The organism is Candidatus Marsarchaeota archaeon, assembly GCA_023473665.1.
In the GTDB taxonomy this organism is placed as follows: Archaea; Micrarchaeota; Micrarchaeia; order Micrarchaeales; family Micrarchaeaceae; genus JAMCYM01.
Genome location: JAMCYM010000002.1, coordinates 354,739 through 371,269, shown reverse-complemented (window position 1 = coordinate 371,269; position 16,531 = coordinate 354,739). Strand labels below are relative to the sequence as shown.

Annotated in this window: 22 protein-coding genes and 1 pseudogene; 13 read left to right on the top strand and 10 right to left on the bottom strand. The window is 50.9% G+C overall.

Annotated elements, in window-relative coordinates:
* Positions 1 to 171: 171 nt before the first annotated feature.
* Positions 172 to 669, bottom strand: coding sequence for a hypothetical protein (locus tag M1158_02680; GenBank protein ID MCL5100002.1), 498 nt, complete (start codon positions 667 to 669; stop codon positions 172 to 174).
* Between the two features lie 140 nt (positions 670 to 809).
* Between M1158_02680 and M1158_02675 the strand changes: the two genes are divergently transcribed.
* From M1158_02675 to M1158_02630, 10 genes are all read left to right on the top strand, one after another.
* Positions 810 to 965, top strand: a complete 156-nt coding sequence (locus M1158_02675) for a hypothetical protein (protein MCL5100001.1) — start codon at positions 810 to 812, stop codon at positions 963 to 965.
* Positions 962 to 1,336, top strand: coding sequence for a hypothetical protein (locus M1158_02670; GenBank protein ID MCL5100000.1), 375 nt, complete (start codon positions 962 to 964; stop codon positions 1,334 to 1,336). The genes M1158_02675 and M1158_02670 overlap by 4 nt, the downstream gene beginning before the upstream one ends.
* On the top strand, positions 1,291 to 1,479 hold the full coding sequence (locus tag M1158_02665; GenBank protein MCL5099999.1) for a hypothetical protein: 189 nt from the start codon (positions 1,291 to 1,293) through the stop codon (positions 1,477 to 1,479). Before M1158_02670 ends, M1158_02665 begins: the two co-directional genes overlap by 46 nt.
* Complete coding sequence (locus M1158_02660; protein ID MCL5099998.1) at positions 1,457 to 3,592, top strand: hypothetical protein; 2,136 nt, start codon at positions 1,457 to 1,459, stop codon at positions 3,590 to 3,592. Before M1158_02665 ends, M1158_02660 begins: the two co-directional genes overlap by 23 nt.
* Positions 3,593 to 3,705: 113 nt before the next feature.
* Positions 3,706 to 5,001, top strand: a complete 1,296-nt coding sequence (locus M1158_02655; GenBank protein MCL5099997.1) for a hypothetical protein — start codon at positions 3,706 to 3,708, stop codon at positions 4,999 to 5,001.
* A gap of 118 nt (positions 5,002 to 5,119) precedes the next feature.
* Entirely contained in the window at positions 5,120 to 5,623 is a 504-nt protein-coding gene (locus tag M1158_02650; protein ID MCL5099996.1) for a hypothetical protein, read from the top strand.
* Positions 5,624 to 6,293: 670 nt separating this feature from the next.
* Positions 6,294 to 7,436 (top strand): hypothetical protein, encoded by a 1,143-nt coding sequence (locus M1158_02645; protein ID MCL5099995.1) that lies wholly within the window; start codon positions 6,294 to 6,296, stop codon positions 7,434 to 7,436.
* Positions 7,437 to 7,670: 234 nt separating this feature from the next.
* On the top strand, positions 7,671 to 7,916 hold the full coding sequence (locus M1158_02640) for a DUF5678 domain-containing protein (protein ID MCL5099994.1): 246 nt from the start codon (positions 7,671 to 7,673) through the stop codon (positions 7,914 to 7,916).
* A 288-nt stretch (positions 7,917 to 8,204) separates the two neighbouring features.
* Positions 8,205 to 8,582, top strand: coding sequence for a hypothetical protein (locus M1158_02635; protein ID MCL5099993.1), 378 nt, complete (start codon positions 8,205 to 8,207; stop codon positions 8,580 to 8,582).
* A gap of 45 nt (positions 8,583 to 8,627) precedes the next feature.
* Positions 8,628 to 9,059, top strand: a complete 432-nt coding sequence (locus M1158_02630) for a hypothetical protein (GenBank protein ID MCL5099992.1) — start codon at positions 8,628 to 8,630, stop codon at positions 9,057 to 9,059.
* 77 nt (positions 9,060 to 9,136) lie between these two features.
* On the opposite strand, the gene M1158_02625 is transcribed toward M1158_02630, so the two are convergent.
* Positions 9,137 to 9,349, bottom strand: coding sequence for an HNH endonuclease (locus M1158_02625; GenBank protein MCL5099991.1), 213 nt, complete (start codon positions 9,347 to 9,349; stop codon positions 9,137 to 9,139).
* 734 nt (positions 9,350 to 10,083) lie between these two features.
* Between M1158_02625 and M1158_02620 the strand changes: the two genes are divergently transcribed.
* Together M1158_02620 and M1158_02615 are read left to right on the top strand one after the other, a co-directional pair.
* A complete protein-coding gene (locus M1158_02620; GenBank protein MCL5099990.1) occupies positions 10,084 to 10,287 on the top strand; it encodes a hypothetical protein in 204 nt (67 codons plus the stop codon).
* Between the two features lie 16 nt (positions 10,288 to 10,303).
* Positions 10,304 to 10,522 carry a type II toxin-antitoxin system HicA family toxin gene (locus M1158_02615; GenBank protein MCL5099989.1) on the top strand — a complete coding sequence of 73 codons (219 nt, stop codon included), beginning with the start codon at positions 10,304 to 10,306 and terminating at the stop codon, positions 10,520 to 10,522.
* 97 nt (positions 10,523 to 10,619) lie between these two features.
* Here M1158_02615 and M1158_02610 read toward each other — a convergent pair whose 3' ends face one another.
* From M1158_02610 to M1158_02575, 8 genes and pseudogenes are all read right to left on the bottom strand, one after another.
* On the bottom strand, positions 10,620 to 11,012 hold the full coding sequence (locus tag M1158_02610) for a hypothetical protein (GenBank protein MCL5099988.1): 393 nt from the start codon (positions 11,010 to 11,012) through the stop codon (positions 10,620 to 10,622).
* A gap of 107 nt (positions 11,013 to 11,119) precedes the next feature.
* Positions 11,120 to 11,431 (bottom strand): hypothetical protein, encoded by a 312-nt coding sequence (locus tag M1158_02605; protein MCL5099987.1) that lies wholly within the window; start codon positions 11,429 to 11,431, stop codon positions 11,120 to 11,122.
* Positions 11,432 to 11,480: 49 nt separating this feature from the next.
* On the bottom strand, positions 11,481 to 12,563 hold the full coding sequence (locus M1158_02600; GenBank protein MCL5099986.1) for a polyprenyl synthetase family protein: 1,083 nt from the start codon (positions 12,561 to 12,563) through the stop codon (positions 11,481 to 11,483).
* A 175-nt stretch (positions 12,564 to 12,738) separates the two neighbouring features.
* On the bottom strand, positions 12,739 to 13,515 hold the full coding sequence (locus M1158_02595; GenBank protein MCL5099985.1) for a hypothetical protein: 777 nt from the start codon (positions 13,513 to 13,515) through the stop codon (positions 12,739 to 12,741).
* Positions 13,516 to 13,585: 70 nt separating this feature from the next.
* Positions 13,586 to 14,773: a hypothetical protein gene (locus M1158_02590; GenBank protein MCL5099984.1), complete on the bottom strand. Its 1,188-nt coding sequence runs from the start codon at positions 14,771 to 14,773 to the stop codon at positions 13,586 to 13,588.
* Positions 14,774 to 14,834: 61 nt separating this feature from the next.
* The gene (locus M1158_02585; protein ID MCL5099983.1) at positions 14,835 to 15,389 is read right to left on the bottom strand and encodes a hypothetical protein; all 555 of its coding nucleotides are present in this window, start codon (positions 15,387 to 15,389) and stop codon (positions 14,835 to 14,837) included.
* A 34-nt stretch (positions 15,390 to 15,423) separates the two neighbouring features.
* Positions 15,424 to 15,624, bottom strand: coding sequence for a hypothetical protein (locus tag M1158_02580; protein ID MCL5099982.1), 201 nt, complete (start codon positions 15,622 to 15,624; stop codon positions 15,424 to 15,426).
* Between the two features lie 53 nt (positions 15,625 to 15,677).
* Positions 15,678 to 15,962, bottom strand: a pseudogene (locus M1158_02575) (ferritin).
* 96 nt (positions 15,963 to 16,058) lie between these two features.
* Between M1158_02575 and M1158_02570 the strand changes: the two are divergent.
* Positions 16,059 to 16,502 (top strand): hypothetical protein, encoded by a 444-nt coding sequence (locus tag M1158_02570; GenBank protein MCL5099981.1) that lies wholly within the window; start codon positions 16,059 to 16,061, stop codon positions 16,500 to 16,502.
* The last annotated feature ends 29 nt before the right edge of the window (positions 16,503 to 16,531 follow it).

Genomic DNA, 16,531 nt, shown 5'->3' with positions numbered 1-16,531 from the left:
AAGGCAGGACATTTCAGGTCAAACAAAACTTGCGGCATAATAACTTTGGAGAATACCGAAAGCGTAAGCTTTCGGAAGAGGCTCCAAAGTGGAGGGTTTATAAGGGGCGAAGCCCCTTATGGTTATAGTTGCATACCAAAGAAGGTCCGCCATCTTGAAGCCCTTACTTAATTATTCCTTGCCTTTCTTCGCCCTCTTCTCCTCCTTCCTCGCGCCCTTCGCGATGTCCCGCCTCATGGCGAGGTACTCCTTCCTCATCTCCTCCGGCGTGAGCCTCCTGACCGGTCCAGCAGCCTTCATGGCGTCGATCGCCGTCCTAAGCACCTCCTTCGTCTCTTTGTCAAGCTCCCCGTGCTTCTCGAGGTATTCGTCCATCATTGTGTAGATCGCCGAGCCGTGGCCTGCAGCCGCGGCGGCGCCTGCCGACACCTTCGCCACGGTCATTGCGTTCGAGCCCTTCGCGAGCATCCACATCAGGCTGTCGCCCGCGCCTATGCCGTACAGCCTGCAGAACTCCGCGGGTATCGTGGTTATCAGCGACGAGTACTTCGCCCTGCCCATGCCTCTTCTTACGCTCGTTATCTTGGTCATGCCCGATCTGGAGGCGGCCTTGGGCACGGCCAGCCGGAAATCCATGTCAATGCCTTCAGGCCTGTCTGCTTCGCCCATAATAACCACTGCAATATTATGCACGCCAAGGTTTATATATCTTTCTAATATTAGTTGTAGCAAACCAATATTACTTCGGTAAAAGCTTCTGAGGCAAAGCTATTTATAATATTATATATATTAGTAATATTAGTGAGACTATGTCCAGAAAAACCGCGATAGTGGTATACATAGACTCTGAGCTCAGCGAATGGCTTTCGAAGAAGGCCGCGGACGGCTACAAGAAGGGCAGCTTCGTCAGGCACCTCATGAGGCGCCAGATGGAGTTCGAGAACAAAGGCAAGGTGGCGTCATGAGCGGCAATGGCAGGCAAACCGCAACGGAGCGCTTCGCCAGGGGCGTGGCGTTCTCCGGCAGCGCGTTCAACAGCCCTGTGCTGGTGAGCAGCGGCGCGAGGGTGTGGCGCCTGAGGAACTGGTACATGATCGACAGGCGCCTTCCTGATACCGATTCCTTCGCGTGGGGCTACAGGGGCCAAGGGCCGTACATGCTGGCGTACTCGATGCTCAGGGAGCTGTTCGGCGCCAAAACTGCCGAGAGGCACGGCGAGGAGCTCATGGCGGAGGTCGTGGCCACGCTGGCGAGGCCGGACGGCCCGATGTGCATAAGGGGTGGCTACCTATGGGAGCTGATGGAAAAGACGAAGAGGAAAGGCAGCGGCGCCTGAGCCGCTATGCCGGAGCGCTGGAGAGCGCGCTCGGCAATCCGGACTTCGTGAGGGAGCCGACGCTCAGGGCGTACGTGGACGAGCTGCGCAGGATGGCAGAGGCGGACGAGAGTGATGCGCATGGCGATGAGGCTCCTGCCTAGGATTGGCGCTGGAGGGGGCAGCGCCCCTCCCCTTGCCATGGAGGTCACCGGCGAGAGCGCAGTGGCGGCGCTCAGGGCGCGCATAGGGGACAGGAACGGCACCTGGGAATTGCTGGACGGCGCGCGCTTCGTGCTGAAGGCGTTCGGCCTCGCGCTGCTCCTCAACTTCTTCCTGATCCCGCTGTATGTGGCAGCGGCGCTCCTCTCTAGCCTGGGAGGGGCGTCCCTGGCGTTCCTGGCAGTGAACGCGCTCTACTGGGCCGTTGCAGTGTACCTGCACGCCAGGGGCAATGCTGGCGCCGCGAGCCACGGAATACTGCTCGGCGCCTCGTATCCGAGGCACGTGCTGCAGTACAGCAACAGCTCGTCAGGGCAGGGCTCGCGCGAGGGCAGCAGGGCGCTGGTGCGCGGCCGCGCGGGGCCCTACAGGCTTGACATGCTCTCGGAGCCAAACCAGCACGTGCTCATAGCAGGGAGCAGCTCCTCCGGCAAGACGACCACCCTCAAGGCGCTCCTGGCGCGCTCCTCGCTGGCGTACGGCATAGGCTTCCTCGCCATAGACTGGCAGGGCGAGCTGGAGGGCTTCGCAATGGATAGCGGCGCCGCGCTCTGGCGCGTGCCTGGCAACTTCACGCTCAACGCCTTCAGGCTCAACGGCATGGATGCGGGCCAGCGCGCGGCCATGGTAGAGGAGGGGCTCATGCTCGCGCTGCACCTCACGCAGCTCCAGGCAACGCGCGTCAGGGACGCGCTTACGCGCCTCTACTCGGAGGGCAGGGAGCCCGACCTTGCAGCGCTGTGGAGCGAGCTGCGCCAGCGCCGCGAGAACTGGCTCATAGGCTACAGGCTCAAGGCGGTAGAGCGCGTCATGGGCGCCGAGCCCCCGGCCTTCTGGGAGGGCGCGTTCAGTGGCAACACCGTGCTCAGCCTTGCCGGCCTCAACGACAGCGAGAAGAGCCTTGTCACGTACTTCGTGCTCCAGCGGGTCTGCGAGCTCTTCGAGAAGGGGAGCATAGGCTCCGGGCCGAGGCTCATGGTCGCGATAGACGAGGCGTGGCAGCTCCTGAGCTCGCGGCAGCAGTTCGTCAAGCTCCCGAACGCCCACGAGGTGCTCGCCGAGCGCATAGTGCGCCTGGGCAGGAAGTACGGCTTCGGCATAGTGACGAGCACCCAGCAGCTGGAGGATCTGCCGGGCGCGTTCCTGAACTCGAGCTCGGTGATAGTGCTGCACAGCTACAGGCAGCCGTGGAACAGCCGCCTCGGCCTGGACAGACTCGACGCGGAGTACGCGAAGGGCGCCGCGCAGGGCGAGTGCCTTGTGATGGACAGGCTGCGCGCGCAGGGGGGCCAGACGTGGATGGACTACGTGAAGGTAGAGCCCGCGTCGCCAGGCGAGCTGGCCGCGCTGAAGGCGAAGGGCACGCGGGAGGTGACCGAGGCCGGGCGCGCGCAGACTGGTGCTATAACATTCGAGAGGGCGCAGCGCGCAGTGCAGGCCGGGCGCAACGGAATAAGAATACCCGCCGGCGCGCCCTCGCCGTCGGAGCACGCCGCACTGCTGGCGATACTCTCGTCGCCTGCGAAGGCCAGGCCCGAGCTTGTGCAGTTCGTGAAAAGCAAGGGATGGGTGCGCAGCGACGCCACGCTCTACGGATACGAGGGCAAGCCCGGCATCTTCGAGAAGGTGGTGGCGAACGGGATGGCGGGCATTTCCAGCGGCGCATACTCGCTCACCGAACAGGGCCTGAGATGGGTCGAGCCCGGGCGCATACTCGCCGCGCAGTCCGACAAGCTCGGGAGCGAGGAGCACAAAAGACTCCTGGTCAGGACCGTAGAGAAGCTGCATGAAAGCAACGCGCTGGTGATATCGAGCAGCGCGAAGCACTCCCCGGACCTGATCGCGTGGCCCGTGAACGGCAGCAAGCGCTATCTGTGGGACACGTCGAAGGCGAAGGGCTACGAGATACAGACGAGCGCGAGGACCGATGCAGTAAGCATGAACGAGGCGAAGAAAAAGATTAACATGCCTATAACTTGGGTATCAGAAAATGAAAAGGTACTGGAGGAAATAAAGAGGCTCACGAACAGCGAGGATAGGTATGAGTTGGTTTGAATGTCTGTACGCATTTTATACATTATTGAAGAACATAACTACGGGCTATACAATTTTACAAATAACTTTTTAATATTTTGACTATAATTAAATTGCCATTAATTGGTGGATACATGAGTTCATATCCGGTTGGTGTGCCTTTTGCCAGCTATAACACAGACCTTATAATATTACTTTTAGGTTTTATATTTTTAGAGTTAACATACAGGCTAAGAAGAAACAAAGGCAAATCCCTTAAGGGATTGTTCTTCTCGGGTAACCATTCAGAAATCGAAAAAGTTCTTTGGTTCTTTTTAATAGGGTTGTTCATATATATTCTATCAATCCCGCTAATGGTAACCATTATCCACTTATTGTCAAATTCTTCGCCATACTCCAGCATATCGTTTTTATTAATTAAACCTACAATCTTCTCCTATTTCCTAAACATTGACAAGTTAATAAGCAATTTTAAGTATCTGGCGATTCCTGTTTTAATTGCCATTTCATCTGTATTCATAATAACTACTATAATATCTATCATAAATGTCAAATTTCCAAAAATTCCAATTAAACGCCTAGGATTGTTCAAAAGTATCTTAGGGTTATCTATTATTTTTATTTTATTTGCTGTTTTCTATTATAGGTTTCTCACACCACCATTTAATGTAACTGACAGTGTTCTATTAACTAATAGTGCATATTATATACTGTCTGGTCATCCAACGGACTTTCATGTATCAAATTCTACAATATACCAAAATCTTACATTATATAACGAGACTGTTGCAAGAATGAATATATCCTTCCACTCAGATTTTGCCTATTTCTTGATGGACAGTAATACGACTAGCATACCTAAAAACAATATCTCTAAGTTTATAAACCAATTTACTTTGCCCGGTTCCTTATATCTGCCAAATTATGCATGCGGCAGTTATACAACTGGTTATACATGTAAACAGAAGAACTTGACAATAGACAATCAAACATCAACTTTTCTTTTGATACAAAACGTTACTGTAAAGAATAAAACAATGATTTTTGTGCCGCTACAGTCGGGGCCATTAAGCGATCAAATCACACAAAAGATAGTTAATATATCGAGTATAAGTTCCTCCTGCGTATCTAATTTGTGTAGTCTGGAATTTTCAATCAAAGACCTCTCAACCAGAGGTTTAGAAGTAAATGGTTTAGCCATTCCATCTTATTATAATTACAATTTGAGTGAGGTAAATGCTTCTATAAATGGAATTGAAATTAGTTGCTATCACATGCCCAACCAAATCATTTGTAATGGCCCAGATGGTAGTCCAACAATAGTTGTTTCGTCATCCTTTCGATCTTTAAATAGTGAAATGCTTGCGATAGACATTGTTACTATGGCCAAACACTCAGAAATAAACTTTACTATTTCTCTGAGTAAATAGTTAGTCTGTAACTTCCACTGATGGTTGGATTCTTAAATTTTTTGCTTTGGATGTAAACTAAATCTGTGGAAAAGCGTGGGTTTTTCTTTCGTTGGTAAACCCTTAAAGAGAATAAGGGATGAGAAGAGGCGGCGGGCTCGACCAGAGGCACATCATGGCGTTCGCCAGGGAGTACATGCCTAAGATCGGGTATGGCAAGAGCGTGGAGCTGATGATGCCGCTCGTTCCGTCGCTGAAGGGGCCCAGGGTAAAGATGAGCTCTTCCGTGGCCGGGCCGAACATAAAGGTCAACGCTTCTGAAAAGGAGATAAGGAGCACTATAGAGATGGCGTACTGCCCTCCCGGAGCCGTACAGGACAATCCAATCATAGCGATAGCCTCGCTGTTCGTGCTCCCGAACAGCGGCGGCAGGTTCATAATAGCAAGGGATAACAAATTCGGCGGAGATCTGGAGATAGATTCTTCTGAGCAGCTAAACGACCTTTATACCAGAAAGCTGCTTCACCCCGCGGACCTAAAGAGAGCCGTGGCGGACCAGCTTATCGAGAAACTGACGAAGGTGCGCGAGTATTTTGAAAGCAATACCGACCTGTTAAAAAGGCTCGGTCAGGAATTTGAGTAATGCGATTTTGTCTGTAACGACCGAGCCGCAGGCACGAGACGCCGGAGGCGTCGAGTTGCGGCGAGGTCATGCCTGATTGTTTAAGGTACCGATGCCAAGGGCGAGCGCGGCGAACGGCCGAGCATGGCGAGGCCCATGCCGCCGCGCGAGCATATGTGGCGCAGCAAACCCGGGGCTTGAGTATGCTCCGCCGGCTACGACGCTTCGTAGCCGCTCAAGCTGGAGCTAGTGCTGATGCTATTGCCGTTGCTAGTGTTGATGCTGATGCCAGTGTTGGCGGGGGCGCCGTTGTCTTGGCAGTCGGGGCCGGCGATGCCGGAGTCCAGCCCACTACGGTGGATGGCTAGGCTCGGGCGGCGCCGAGGTCTCGCTCCGCCCTCGCTCGCCAGCTCGGCGCCGCAGGTATTGACATGACCATTCTAGGAAAGTCGTTGCAGCGCAGCTAAAGAACTTTTCCCTCTGTGGTACCCTTCACTTCACTCGGCGTTTCTTTACATCGTTTGAGTGAAGTTTTGAGTGAAGTTTCAGATAAAGAGCGTTAGTATTAGCATAGGCAATAATTGACAAGTGTCTAAAATGAATTTTAAAAGGAGCACTATCTTAGTGTCTAAAAATTAAACACGACATAAGCATTTTAAGGCTTTGGTGAGATGAGCAATCTGGGGGTTCGATGGTAAAGAAGGGCCAGAAAAAGCCAAATCTAAAATTTTTATGGATCGGAATTGCTGTTATTATAATAATCGGTGTACTTTTTATAAGTGGCAGTACCTTGTTCAGGTGGAATAGTAATACTCCAGCAACATCGACAATTCAAAAATCGACTACAATAACCCCAACGACAGTACAGAATACTACTGTTTCTTCAACCACCACCATAAACACTACAGTTGCGCTAGAAAAATGTACCTCTAATTCTGGAATGCTATACAAAAACCAAAGTCTATCTTGTGGCGTATTTACCGTTAGTTTAACTAATGTGAGTATATTTGTTAATGGCACCAAAGCCATTTCGACAACAAATTATCTTCCCGGATTGAAAGTATACTACAACAACAGCCTGATTAAAAGTGGCTATTTTTCTCCCGGCATAGCCAATCAAACGAAAGTAGCTGTCGGCAATAATACTATATATATATTGATAACATCCTCATTCGCAAGTCTTACTGGCACACGGCCTTCCTACGCTGCAATTTCACTAAGTGGAACGCCATATGTGAGTCATGCTTTAAACTATAGCTCTAGTGCTGCAACAGGATACAACAGCCCTCAGATTTCCCTACACAATGGTTATCAAATGTATATATGCGGAGGAGCCGCTCCGGTTATCAACGGGTTCAGTTGGAAACAGACTACGGGATTCGGCACCTACTCTTCAATAGGATACAATAGCAATGGCACGTGTTTCATATCAAGCCCTTACGAAGCGTCTGAGGTGGGCATTGGCGTCAATTCACGAACCTTTACAAACTATACCCAAAGCAGCCAAAACCCAATCCAAGCTAACTACTACGTATCCGGCTACAATTCAACTGTGTTCATAATTATTGCAGGCTCAGATTATAGCACATACCCGGGCACTGATGTGGGTGGTGTACCATATAACCTAACATATACAGGGGGTTATCCAATTTGCAACGAAGTTGCAGAGACTGGAACAGCTACCATTAAATTAAATGGCACATCAACCTATGGAACTGATATATTTCAATACAGCGGTGCCGACACGGTGGAATGCACATCCACGGCGCCGTATACCATTCAAATATCTGCTTCAATTTACAATGGCTCAATAGGAATATTCAACTTTAATTGAAATAGAACACGCTTACAATTCTTTACTATCTATTGTATATATAAAATATCGTTTCCGCAACCCATTTGTCGTCGGAAAAACCGGCTCCCCAATTCTGCTTTTCGGGAAGCAGAATCAACGAGACACACCTAGCGGGGAATATTGTATTAATCTTTAATAAGTTAAGCAGGTTCAGAAGATAAAAGTTAATATTTTTAGACTTTTCCAGCGATAACTTAGAATGTGCAAGAACGGTTGATAACTAAGATAAAGGCACTAAAGGCGTTCGAGAAGAACGTAGATTGGTTTGAAAATCACTACGAAGAGCTAAAGGTAAAGTATAATGGGCAGTTTGTGGCAGTGAAGGGAAGAAGAGTAGTAGGCCACGACGAGAATGCTGAAGAGCTCTTGAAAAGGCTCAGGAAAAGCGGAGAAGACACACGACAGCTGCTTATAGAGCCAATCAAAGATATAAGATACGTTCTTCGGGCGGCAGCATAAGCAACCCGATTCTGAAAATTGATATACGCTTTGTTAGCGCGCTCTTTGACATGTAGAACCTCGTCGGCCGGGCTGCTTTACGGCAACGTGAACGACTACAGCAACAACTACAACAGCAAAGCTACCAATGTTATTTGCACTACTTTCTGGACTAGCGGCTACATGCAGCCTTGAGAGCTGCATGGTGTGGTAGGCCGGTAGAGAAATAAAAAATTGGATAATGCCGCTGAGGGTCTGCCTAACGTTGCATATAAATATTTGGTAAGCATAATGTTGCATGGTGGGCAGGTGCCGGCAATACAAAAATCGACTAAAGCCAAATCACAGGAATTCCAGAGGCTTGTAGACAAAGTGAATACCGAGGACATACAAGCCGTTTACCATCTGCTGGAAAAGAAAGGATACGGGCTTCTTCTGTACTGCATAGAAAATCCAGAGAAGCTGAAAACAGGTGATGGATCAGGGTGGTGGATTGCTGATACCATAGCCAGCTATGCGCCAACTAGGGTGGTCAAGCTACTGCTCGACACAGCTAAAGCGAACGACGAGATCAAGAACATAATCTATGAAAATCACGACTTGGAAGGCGGCATTACTGTAAATACGTTCCAACTGGCCATTGCAACATTGAGGAATAGAGAGGAAGATATCGCGCCTTATTTATGATTAGAACACTTCAAGAAATAGGGGACCACTCCTTCTGGTAATCGGATGAAAATCCAAAAAGAATCAAACAACATTCAGCAGCCGAGCACGAAGAAATCCAATGCAGAGCGAGTTCCCGGGCAGAGCAGAGCGGACGCTGCTGCAATCCGCAAGGAGGGGGCCAACCTAGCCAATGAAGCGCACAGGTACTCGATGCTATTCAGCGATAGGCTGAATGTTGATCTAAACGCAATCGTGTTGCTCAGAGGTTTCTCGTCTGAAAAGAGAAAACGCGAGGTTTCTGACAGAGACATGCACAGATTCACAGAAATGCAGAACAAAGTTTACAACGCTGTACTTGACTTAAGGGAGTTCCTTGAGAAGCACAGGCAGATACTGGATGGAGTTATAGCAACAAACAATATCAATGGAGACCGCATTATTGTGCTTTCGTCAGGCAAACCCAAAGCTGCAGATACTAACGAACATATCGAATGAGTCAGTAAATGCCGAGGCCCGAAGGGCCGAGAACGGCGCCGAGCTCAATGATTTTTTTACGTATTCAGCCTTCATGTTTATTGAAGTTGCTGACCATTTAACGGCTTCTTCCCTTTTCCCCTGTTGCACTCCCTGCACGCTGTTTTCAGGTTGCTTATGTCGTTTGAACCGCCTAGCGCTCTAGGGATTACGTGGTCAACCTCAAGTTCCACTTCTGGAGGCTTGCGCCCGCAGTATTGGCAAGTAAAATTGTCGCGACGAAAAACATCAAAACGGATGCCTGTGCGGATAGTTTCCTCATCGCATTCTTGTGCAGGCAACCCTTCGAGCCAGGCCTTTCTCTTTTCTTCATTGTCTATATAGACCCAGCCCTGCCTGTATGCCCTGGCCTCTGGATAGATCGGCTGCTTGATCCATTCCCCTCCAGATAGCCTTATCACTATGAAATTGATTTTGGGCCCTTTCTTCCTCAGGTCATCCCAGTATTTGCTGTTTTTGAACAGCCCTGTACCCCTCGTTAGCTCTCTTATCCTCTCTACGTTTCCGTCATCCACGCTACCTGCCTGCCAAGAGCTTATCCTAGCCCTCGCGGTTATCGGGCCGCCGTCCCATTTTAGCCACACTGTCTGGCCTACTTTTAACTTTGATGCATACGGCATAGGCATCCCCTCTTTCTTTGTCTGCACGAGAATGTCCAAGCCAGGATTTTCACGTGTGCCTGAATGGTACTCCAAGCGCCTCATCACAACATGCTCCAGTTCCATAAACACACCTATCTCTTATTGCAAACCAAATTGTAAATATCCTCTGCCGGCCGAGCCGCAGGCTAGAGCGGGCGAAGGATGAGCCCGCGAGCTGCAGCGAGGCCCTAATCGCTTAACCTGTCTGCCGCTTACAGCCCAGCTTGAGACCCAATCCCGCTACGACGCTTCGTAGCCGCTCAAGCTGTGTCGCGGCCATATTAGTCTTGCAGTCCTCAACTTATCGCTTTATATACTTTAAACCTGCAAAGCATACCGATAGCATGGTGGATATGCGCATTTTCAAGAGCGAAGGCTGGCTGGTTGCAGAAATACCCTCGTTGCACGTAGTCACTAGAGCGAAGACCATGGCCGCCTTAAGGAAGAATATCAGGGAGGCTGTCGAGGTAGCGATAGACGGGATGATGGCCTTAAAGTCTATGAAAGTCACGGGACTTAAGAGCGAAAAGCAACTGGCCTATGCTTAAATCTTGAGTTGAGGGTATGCCGAGGCTCGTTATAAAACCTGCCAAACTCCTTGCAATACTGGTAAAGTACTATAACTTCAAACCGATAAGGCAGAAGGGTAGCCATATTTTTATAAGCAATTTTGAGCGTTCCACTACAATACCCATGCATGGTGGCGATTTGGATCAGGGAACTCTCGGCGCAATCCTCAAGCAAGCCGGTCTTACAAAGGACGATATAAGAAAATACATGTAGGCGCCCATGCCGAGGCCCGGAGGGCTTGGAACACGCCGAGAGGATAGTAATATCTTTACAGCTAAAAATCGCGCACTTGCATGCCGTTTTACTGCGATTACATATCATGCCAGTCGTCGCTTATCAAGTGGGATAGCACGACGTCCACCACTAGCTCGTCGGTGTTCTCCGGCACCAAGACATCGTTGAGCTCTGCTAATATCGAGTTTCCGCTCTCCACGCTCGGCGAAAAGGTGTGCCATTCGTCCTTCTCTGAGATGCGCGTGCTGCCGAGCTTGCGCTCCTTGCTATCCGAATAAAGGGTGATTAGCGCCTCAGTGCCATCCATCACTGGCTGTATCTTGAATACGTTGAACTCGTCGTCTGCGACGAACCTGTCGGATTCGGTCTCTGGTCTGCCGGTTACACTATAGGTGGTGGCTGTAATCGTAGATCCAGTTTGCAGTTTGCCGTGTATGCCCTTGAACTTTATCCTTATATAAGCGTCCATCGCATCGCCCGCATGACACATATACCCAAATGTTTTTATTGATTTATGTGTTGCTATGTACTGGCAGGTATCGGACTTCCTGTAGCGCGGTTGGCGCGTTATTAGCTTTAAATTTTCAGCAAACTGCCGATTTCAGCGCCTTCGCTGCACTTCCGCACCTCTATCTTCAGAGAGTCAAGGTTCTTCTCCATCTTGGGATTGAGATTGAAGCACACCACCCTGTTGACCTTGTTCTCGACGAGCATCTTCAGCAGCTTGCCGTGGCCGCTCTGCTCGCTTTGCTCCTTGTCGTGCGGGTTCTCGACGAGCCTGCGCTCCAGCTCCCTGCCGTCCTGCATGTCTACTATCATGAAGCGCTTTGACCTGCCGAAGTGCTCGGAGACGTGCTTCCCGTCGTCCGTCGGTATTCCAATTATCATACAATCACCCGATAACTCGCAATGCATGGCCGTCCACAAAACGAGCCTGCTACTTCTTCCTTATATAGAGCTCTTGCAGCGCAGATATGACTATAGGTGTCAGGCCGTTCATCGGAAGCACATCACGGTGCCTTTCCAGAGCCTCGCGTGCCTGCCTCCCAAACTGCTCTGCTACATTCTGTGCATACGCTATGCCATTGTACTTCGCAATCATCTCCTTAAGGAAGTCTATCTCCTCTGCGGTCTTCTCGGAACGCTTCTTCCTGTAGATGGCCTCTATCCTCGCCTTCTCATCAGGCGTGGCGTTCTTGTAGGCATGCACTATCATCAGCGTGACCTTGCCCTCGTACAGGTCGCCGAAGTTCTTCTTGCCGAAGAGCTTCTCATCTGCCACCATGTCCAGGACGTCGTCAGCTATCTGGAAGGCGACACCGGCAGGCCTGCCTATATCCTCAAGCGCCTTGAGCACCTCCTCGCCTTGGCCTGCGGCTATCGCGCCTATCTGCATAGGTCCGTATACCGTATAGAAGCATGTCTTGCTGTCAGCAATCCTGTAATAGAGGGCTTCGTCGGCATTCTTTATGTCCTTTGTGTAGTGTATGAACGTATTCTCTATGTGCTGGCCCTCTACCGTGTATTCAAGCATGTTGTAGAACTTCTCGTACATGCGGTTGCCCTTCTCCGGGCCGACCTTACGCATGTAGTCCTTGAGCATGCGCCACATCGCCATCTGGCCGATGTTCGTGGCGTTCATTGCATGGACCCATCCGTAGAGCCTCTGCGCCGCTGGCTTGCCGCGCCTGAGTTCAGAATCGTCCTCAGCATCATCCTGCATCAGTATCCAGTCCTCGGATAGCTGCTGCGCAGCTGCGGGCAGAAGCAGCTCCTCTGTGCTTGCGCCGAATAACTTGCCCGTAAGCATGACAAGGCCAGGCCTCCTGTAGCTGCCCTGCCTATCTATATAATCGCGCATTACAGCATGGACTTCGGGCTTCTTGGCTGGCACATATTCGCAGATTTTGGAGTAGACCTGGCTCTTGTACATCTCTATGAACTCCTTGAACGAGGCCGGGCCGCCATGCCCGCCAACTGCGGTCAGCTCGTCGGTTTTCGCTGAATGTTTGGATGCCATTCTAACACGGTAAAAAACACTTCTCACTCAGTATTTAAAAGCATGGCGTATGGCACGTCAGATGTCCCTGGTGCCATACCGTTTGCTGTAAATGCCGCGTTCCAAGTTCTTATGCCTTGCCATGCCTTCGCCGATAGGCGAACTGTAATGAGGCATGGCAAGTTAAGTGCAGGCTTCACCGCTCCTCGTCCTTGCTGTAGCCTATGTAGCCCCTAGCCCAGGCGTAGAAATCCCAGTAGGCACCGTCATAGTCCGTCCATCTGCTCATAGCGTCCCTTGGGGTGCATAGCTTTAGGAGCTCAAAGACGAAATCGTTTATGCGCCCGGCTCCCTCGGCATACGGGTTGTATTCGGCTTTGTCTACCCCTTCCCCATACATCTTCACATGCAGGGCGTTATTCAGCGCCACCAGGAAAGACAGTTTAACTTTATCCGTGTACGTGGGTATATCGTTTGCAGAGAGTGCATTTATGGTTTCGTTTAGGCTGCCCTCCAGCTGCTTGGCCCAATAAAGCGGATTTTTCGTGTATGGCATAAAGTTGCGCGCATTCGTGCTGGGAATTGCTCCCACTCTGACGAATTGCATAAGGGCTGAAGATTCAAGTGGCTCCTTTCCCTTTGGTGACCTCTCATGCTTGTAAAGCTCTGGCAGGAATCGAGCTAAATCCTGAATCACGGCCAGAAGGGAGGCGTCGCTCTGGTTCGACCTGTTTTCTGCATATGCATAATCCTTGGTTCCGTCAATAGCCAAAGATATTTCGGCATTATTGAGCTCTCTCACCATGCGCCTAGCCATAACTCTTGGCGAAACTGTATCTCCCTCTAAGAGCTCTGTTATCTTGGCATCCAGCTCGCGGACCGCATTCTGGTAGCGCCTCTCCTTGATTTCATTTACATCGCTATTGTAGTTCCCGACCTTCATTGGTTGCCCTAAAGATTTTGGTTTGCTCATTCAACCACGTATAATCGCTCTACTCGTCAAGATATATAAACATTTTGTGGAAGGGTTCCTGCGCATCGCGCTACGGCTCCGGTCTGCCGTTCTCGAGCGTGCCGGTACGAGCAGCGCCCCAAGGCCGCAAAAGGTCTACTGTTTTAAGCAGGTTGGTCTCATTCTGCTTGATCTGATGCGGCTTGTCGGCTATGGCGGATAGCGTCCTCTTCAGGCTCATGCCCGCGCTGGCCTTGCCCTGGACTATCCTCGAGCTTATCTCATTGCTGATTTTGAGCATGCTGAGCTTTTCGGCCTCGACGGCTTCCTGCTCGATAAGGGGTGCGAGCTCCGCCCTGGCCAGCTCGAGCTCTGCCACGGCACCGACATAGTCGCGCGCCTTCTGCAATATCGCGCCGGCTTCAACATGGGCGTTGCAGGCTCCAAGCAGCTTTCCCTGTTTTACGGCTTCTTTTGCCGCCTCTTTCCATCTTTCTGCAATGTTTGCGTATTGCGACGCTATGCTCAGGCTGCCGGGCGATTCCTCAAGCTTGCTATGGCTCAGCATCTTGTACCTGCCCATAGCCTCATTGTTCATCACGGCAAGGTCCGGCTCCCTAACTAACATGTAAAGCATGTTTCTGTTGAGACCTATATCCTCGTCAAGCTTCCTTTCCCATTCCGCGTAGACCTTATCTATGCTCCCGTGCTTTTCGATGGCCGCGTGCAGCTGCCCTGCAAGCTCAAGTGCTTTGGCCGCCTCTTTGGCCTTGGCTATCTCAGCCTTCCATGCGTCTATGGACTCCTTAAACGGAAAGTACCATTCCATCAGGTCGGCAGCCGTTTCTTCCAGGTTCTGGCCCTTTGACCTGTATAACCTAAATATGTAGCCCGGCGGCCTTTTTGAGAGCATTATCGCACCCCCTATCTCGCTGTCAATGGTGCACATCTGCGCTATCACTGCGAAAGTCAAGACGTCGAATGCGTTCGTGTCTTTGTCGGTCGCAAGGCCGCGGAATCTCCTAAGGCTGTCACTGCTGTTGCCGTAGCCTTCGTGCACGCCAATGAACCTTGCCAGGAAGCTTGCAGTCCTTTCAATGTCACCATTAAAGACGTCGTTGTGCATGCGGCATATGTCGCGACCCTTTATGCCGCATCTGGCCAGTGCTTCCGCTGCGTTCTTGTATCTGCCTTCCAATGCCTGGAGCGTTTGCAGTGCCTCCCTGTTGCCTGCAGCAAGCTCTCTCTCGAGTCTGCTGGCGTTATTGGTAGTTGCCACTTAACCAAGGAGCAATGCGCTTCCCAAATATTTATACGTTGCCAATAAACCTGCGGCCGGATTATTTGTCCTCCACACGGCCAAGTTTCGCAGGCAGCGGCAGTACTTCAAGGTCGTACTCGTCCATAATGTTTTGGCCCTTTTGCATTCCCTTCTGCGTAAGAATATATCCAGTCGGATCGCCGAAACCGTCAACGACCCGATCGACCAAGCCTTCTCCTACGAGTCCCTGGAGAATTCTAGACGTGTCGAGCATTTCCTGCTTCTCCTTTTTTACATACGCCTCGAGCGCCTCCCTGAGCGCTTCCTTACCTTTGTTGAAATTCTCCTTCAAGACACTATCATATCCTGTGTCTCCGTATGGGCGGCTGGCCTTCCTGAGTATGAGGTGCTCCATGAGCCCTTCTTCATTGTAGGAATCCGCAGCGCTGTAATTCAGGGTTTGGTGGATGTACAAGAATGCAATGATGCGCTCTCTTATCCTGTCATCGTTTGGCATGTCAGATTTCTGGCGTTCGGCAAATCGCAGGTAATAGGAATCCACAGGGAGCCTGGCATGTATAGGCCCTGCATCCTGCCTGATTTGCCCGCTTCTATCCAGATCCTTTGTTACCACTCTATCACCAAAAGCTGCGCATATCTATCTGTCGCTATTCGTGGGTCAGCTCGTCCGCTTCAGGCTGGGCTTCCACAAAGCCGACCTCTCCGTTTTCAAGAGCACGCTTACCATTGTTTTGCGGTCCTGATTCAGTGCTGCTGCCAGATTCGCTGCCATCCATGCCGATTGGCTCCCTGCGCTCTAACCGCTCCTCATTCTCTATGACTCTGCGCTTGTAGTGCAGTTTCCTCATATGTACCAAGGCAGATTTTATGTTTCCAAATATAAATACCTTTGGCGGCCTGCTCAGTCCCAGAGCTTGCTCAGCTCCTTGTCCTTGAAGAGTATTTCCTTCAGTTCCTTGTCGAGCTTCGCATCGTGCCGCCTGAGCCATTCCAGCAGGAGCGTCGCATGCTCCTTCTCGTCGTCGCGGTTGTGGGCCATCACGCCCCTTAGCGACTCGTCCTTGCTGGCGCTCACGCGCTCGTCGTATCACATCATGGCCTGGAGCTCCTCAATGAGGGATTGCCTGGCTCTCGACAGGTCAAGGGTCTTCCCGTCTACGGAATTCCTATCTTCATATTCAGGCATTTGAACACCATATACAGTTGAACGTGAAACTGTAAAAGCATGTCGTGCAGTTTCGGCAACATGCTGTTTTTTAGTTTGTTCTGCACAAAACAAAGCATGGAAACCTATGCTATTTTAGTTCTTCTCATAATAGCCATAGCCAGCATTACTACCGGCGGCCTCTTTAGCAGCATATCCAGCTTTTTCCACAGCCTGTTCAGCGGCGCAAAGACAGCATTGTTCCAGGCGCCAGGTACAAGCAAGCTTACCGTATACCTGACCAGCGCCCACCAGTACCTGCTCGGCTTGGACAACCGCACCGTAATAAATGCAAGCAATACCACGCTGGAAATACCGCCGGGCACGTACCAGTTCCAGCTCGGCTACACCGTAACAACGAACAACACTGCCAAAACCAGCATATACCAATACAACATGACCATAGACAATACTACCGCCATAATGGCGTTCAAGCCCAACAACACAGTTCAGTGGCTCAACATAGGCAACGGCACGTTCAGCGTCAATCTCGCGGCGCAGCTGCTCAGCCAGAAGGGCTGAGGCCGAAGAGCTGGATGATGTTCAACCTG

Coding starts and splice junctions, on each gene's coding strand:
- M1158_02665 (MCL5099999.1), top strand. CDS start 1,291: ATGGGAGCTGATGGAAAAGACGAAGAGGAAAGGCAGCGGCGCCTGAGC.
- M1158_02650 (MCL5099996.1), top strand. CDS start 5,120: ATGAGAAGAGGCGGCGGGCTCGACCAGAGGCACATCATGGCGTTCGCC.
- M1158_02620 (MCL5099990.1), top strand. CDS start 10,084: ATGGTGGATATGCGCATTTTCAAGAGCGAAGGCTGGCTGGTTGCAGAA.
- M1158_02570 (MCL5099981.1), top strand. CDS start 16,059: ATGGAAACCTATGCTATTTTAGTTCTTCTCATAATAGCCATAGCCAGC.
- M1158_02655 (MCL5099997.1), top strand. CDS start 3,706: ATGAGTTCATATCCGGTTGGTGTGCCTTTTGCCAGCTATAACACAGAC.
- M1158_02605 (MCL5099987.1), bottom strand. CDS start 11,431: ATGATAATTGGAATACCGACGGACGACGGGAAGCACGTCTCCGAGCAC.
- M1158_02630 (MCL5099992.1), top strand. CDS start 8,628: ATGAAAATCCAAAAAGAATCAAACAACATTCAGCAGCCGAGCACGAAG.
- M1158_02675 (MCL5100001.1), top strand. CDS start 810: ATGTCCAGAAAAACCGCGATAGTGGTATACATAGACTCTGAGCTCAGC.
- M1158_02645 (MCL5099995.1), top strand. CDS start 6,294: ATGGTAAAGAAGGGCCAGAAAAAGCCAAATCTAAAATTTTTATGGATC.
- M1158_02660 (MCL5099998.1), top strand. CDS start 1,457: ATGGCGATGAGGCTCCTGCCTAGGATTGGCGCTGGAGGGGGCAGCGCC.
- M1158_02615 (MCL5099989.1), top strand. CDS start 10,304: ATGCCGAGGCTCGTTATAAAACCTGCCAAACTCCTTGCAATACTGGTA.
- M1158_02600 (MCL5099986.1), bottom strand. CDS start 12,563: ATGGCATCCAAACATTCAGCGAAAACCGACGAGCTGACCGCAGTTGGC.
- M1158_02595 (MCL5099985.1), bottom strand. CDS start 13,515: ATGAGCAAACCAAAATCTTTAGGGCAACCAATGAAGGTCGGGAACTAC.
- M1158_02680 (MCL5100002.1), bottom strand. CDS start 669: ATGGGCGAAGCAGACAGGCCTGAAGGCATTGACATGGATTTCCGGCTG.
- M1158_02670 (MCL5100000.1), top strand. CDS start 962: ATGAGCGGCAATGGCAGGCAAACCGCAACGGAGCGCTTCGCCAGGGGC.
- M1158_02610 (MCL5099988.1), bottom strand. CDS start 11,012: ATGGACGCTTATATAAGGATAAAGTTCAAGGGCATACACGGCAAACTG.
- M1158_02580 (MCL5099982.1), bottom strand. CDS start 15,624: ATGAGGAAACTGCACTACAAGCGCAGAGTCATAGAGAATGAGGAGCGG.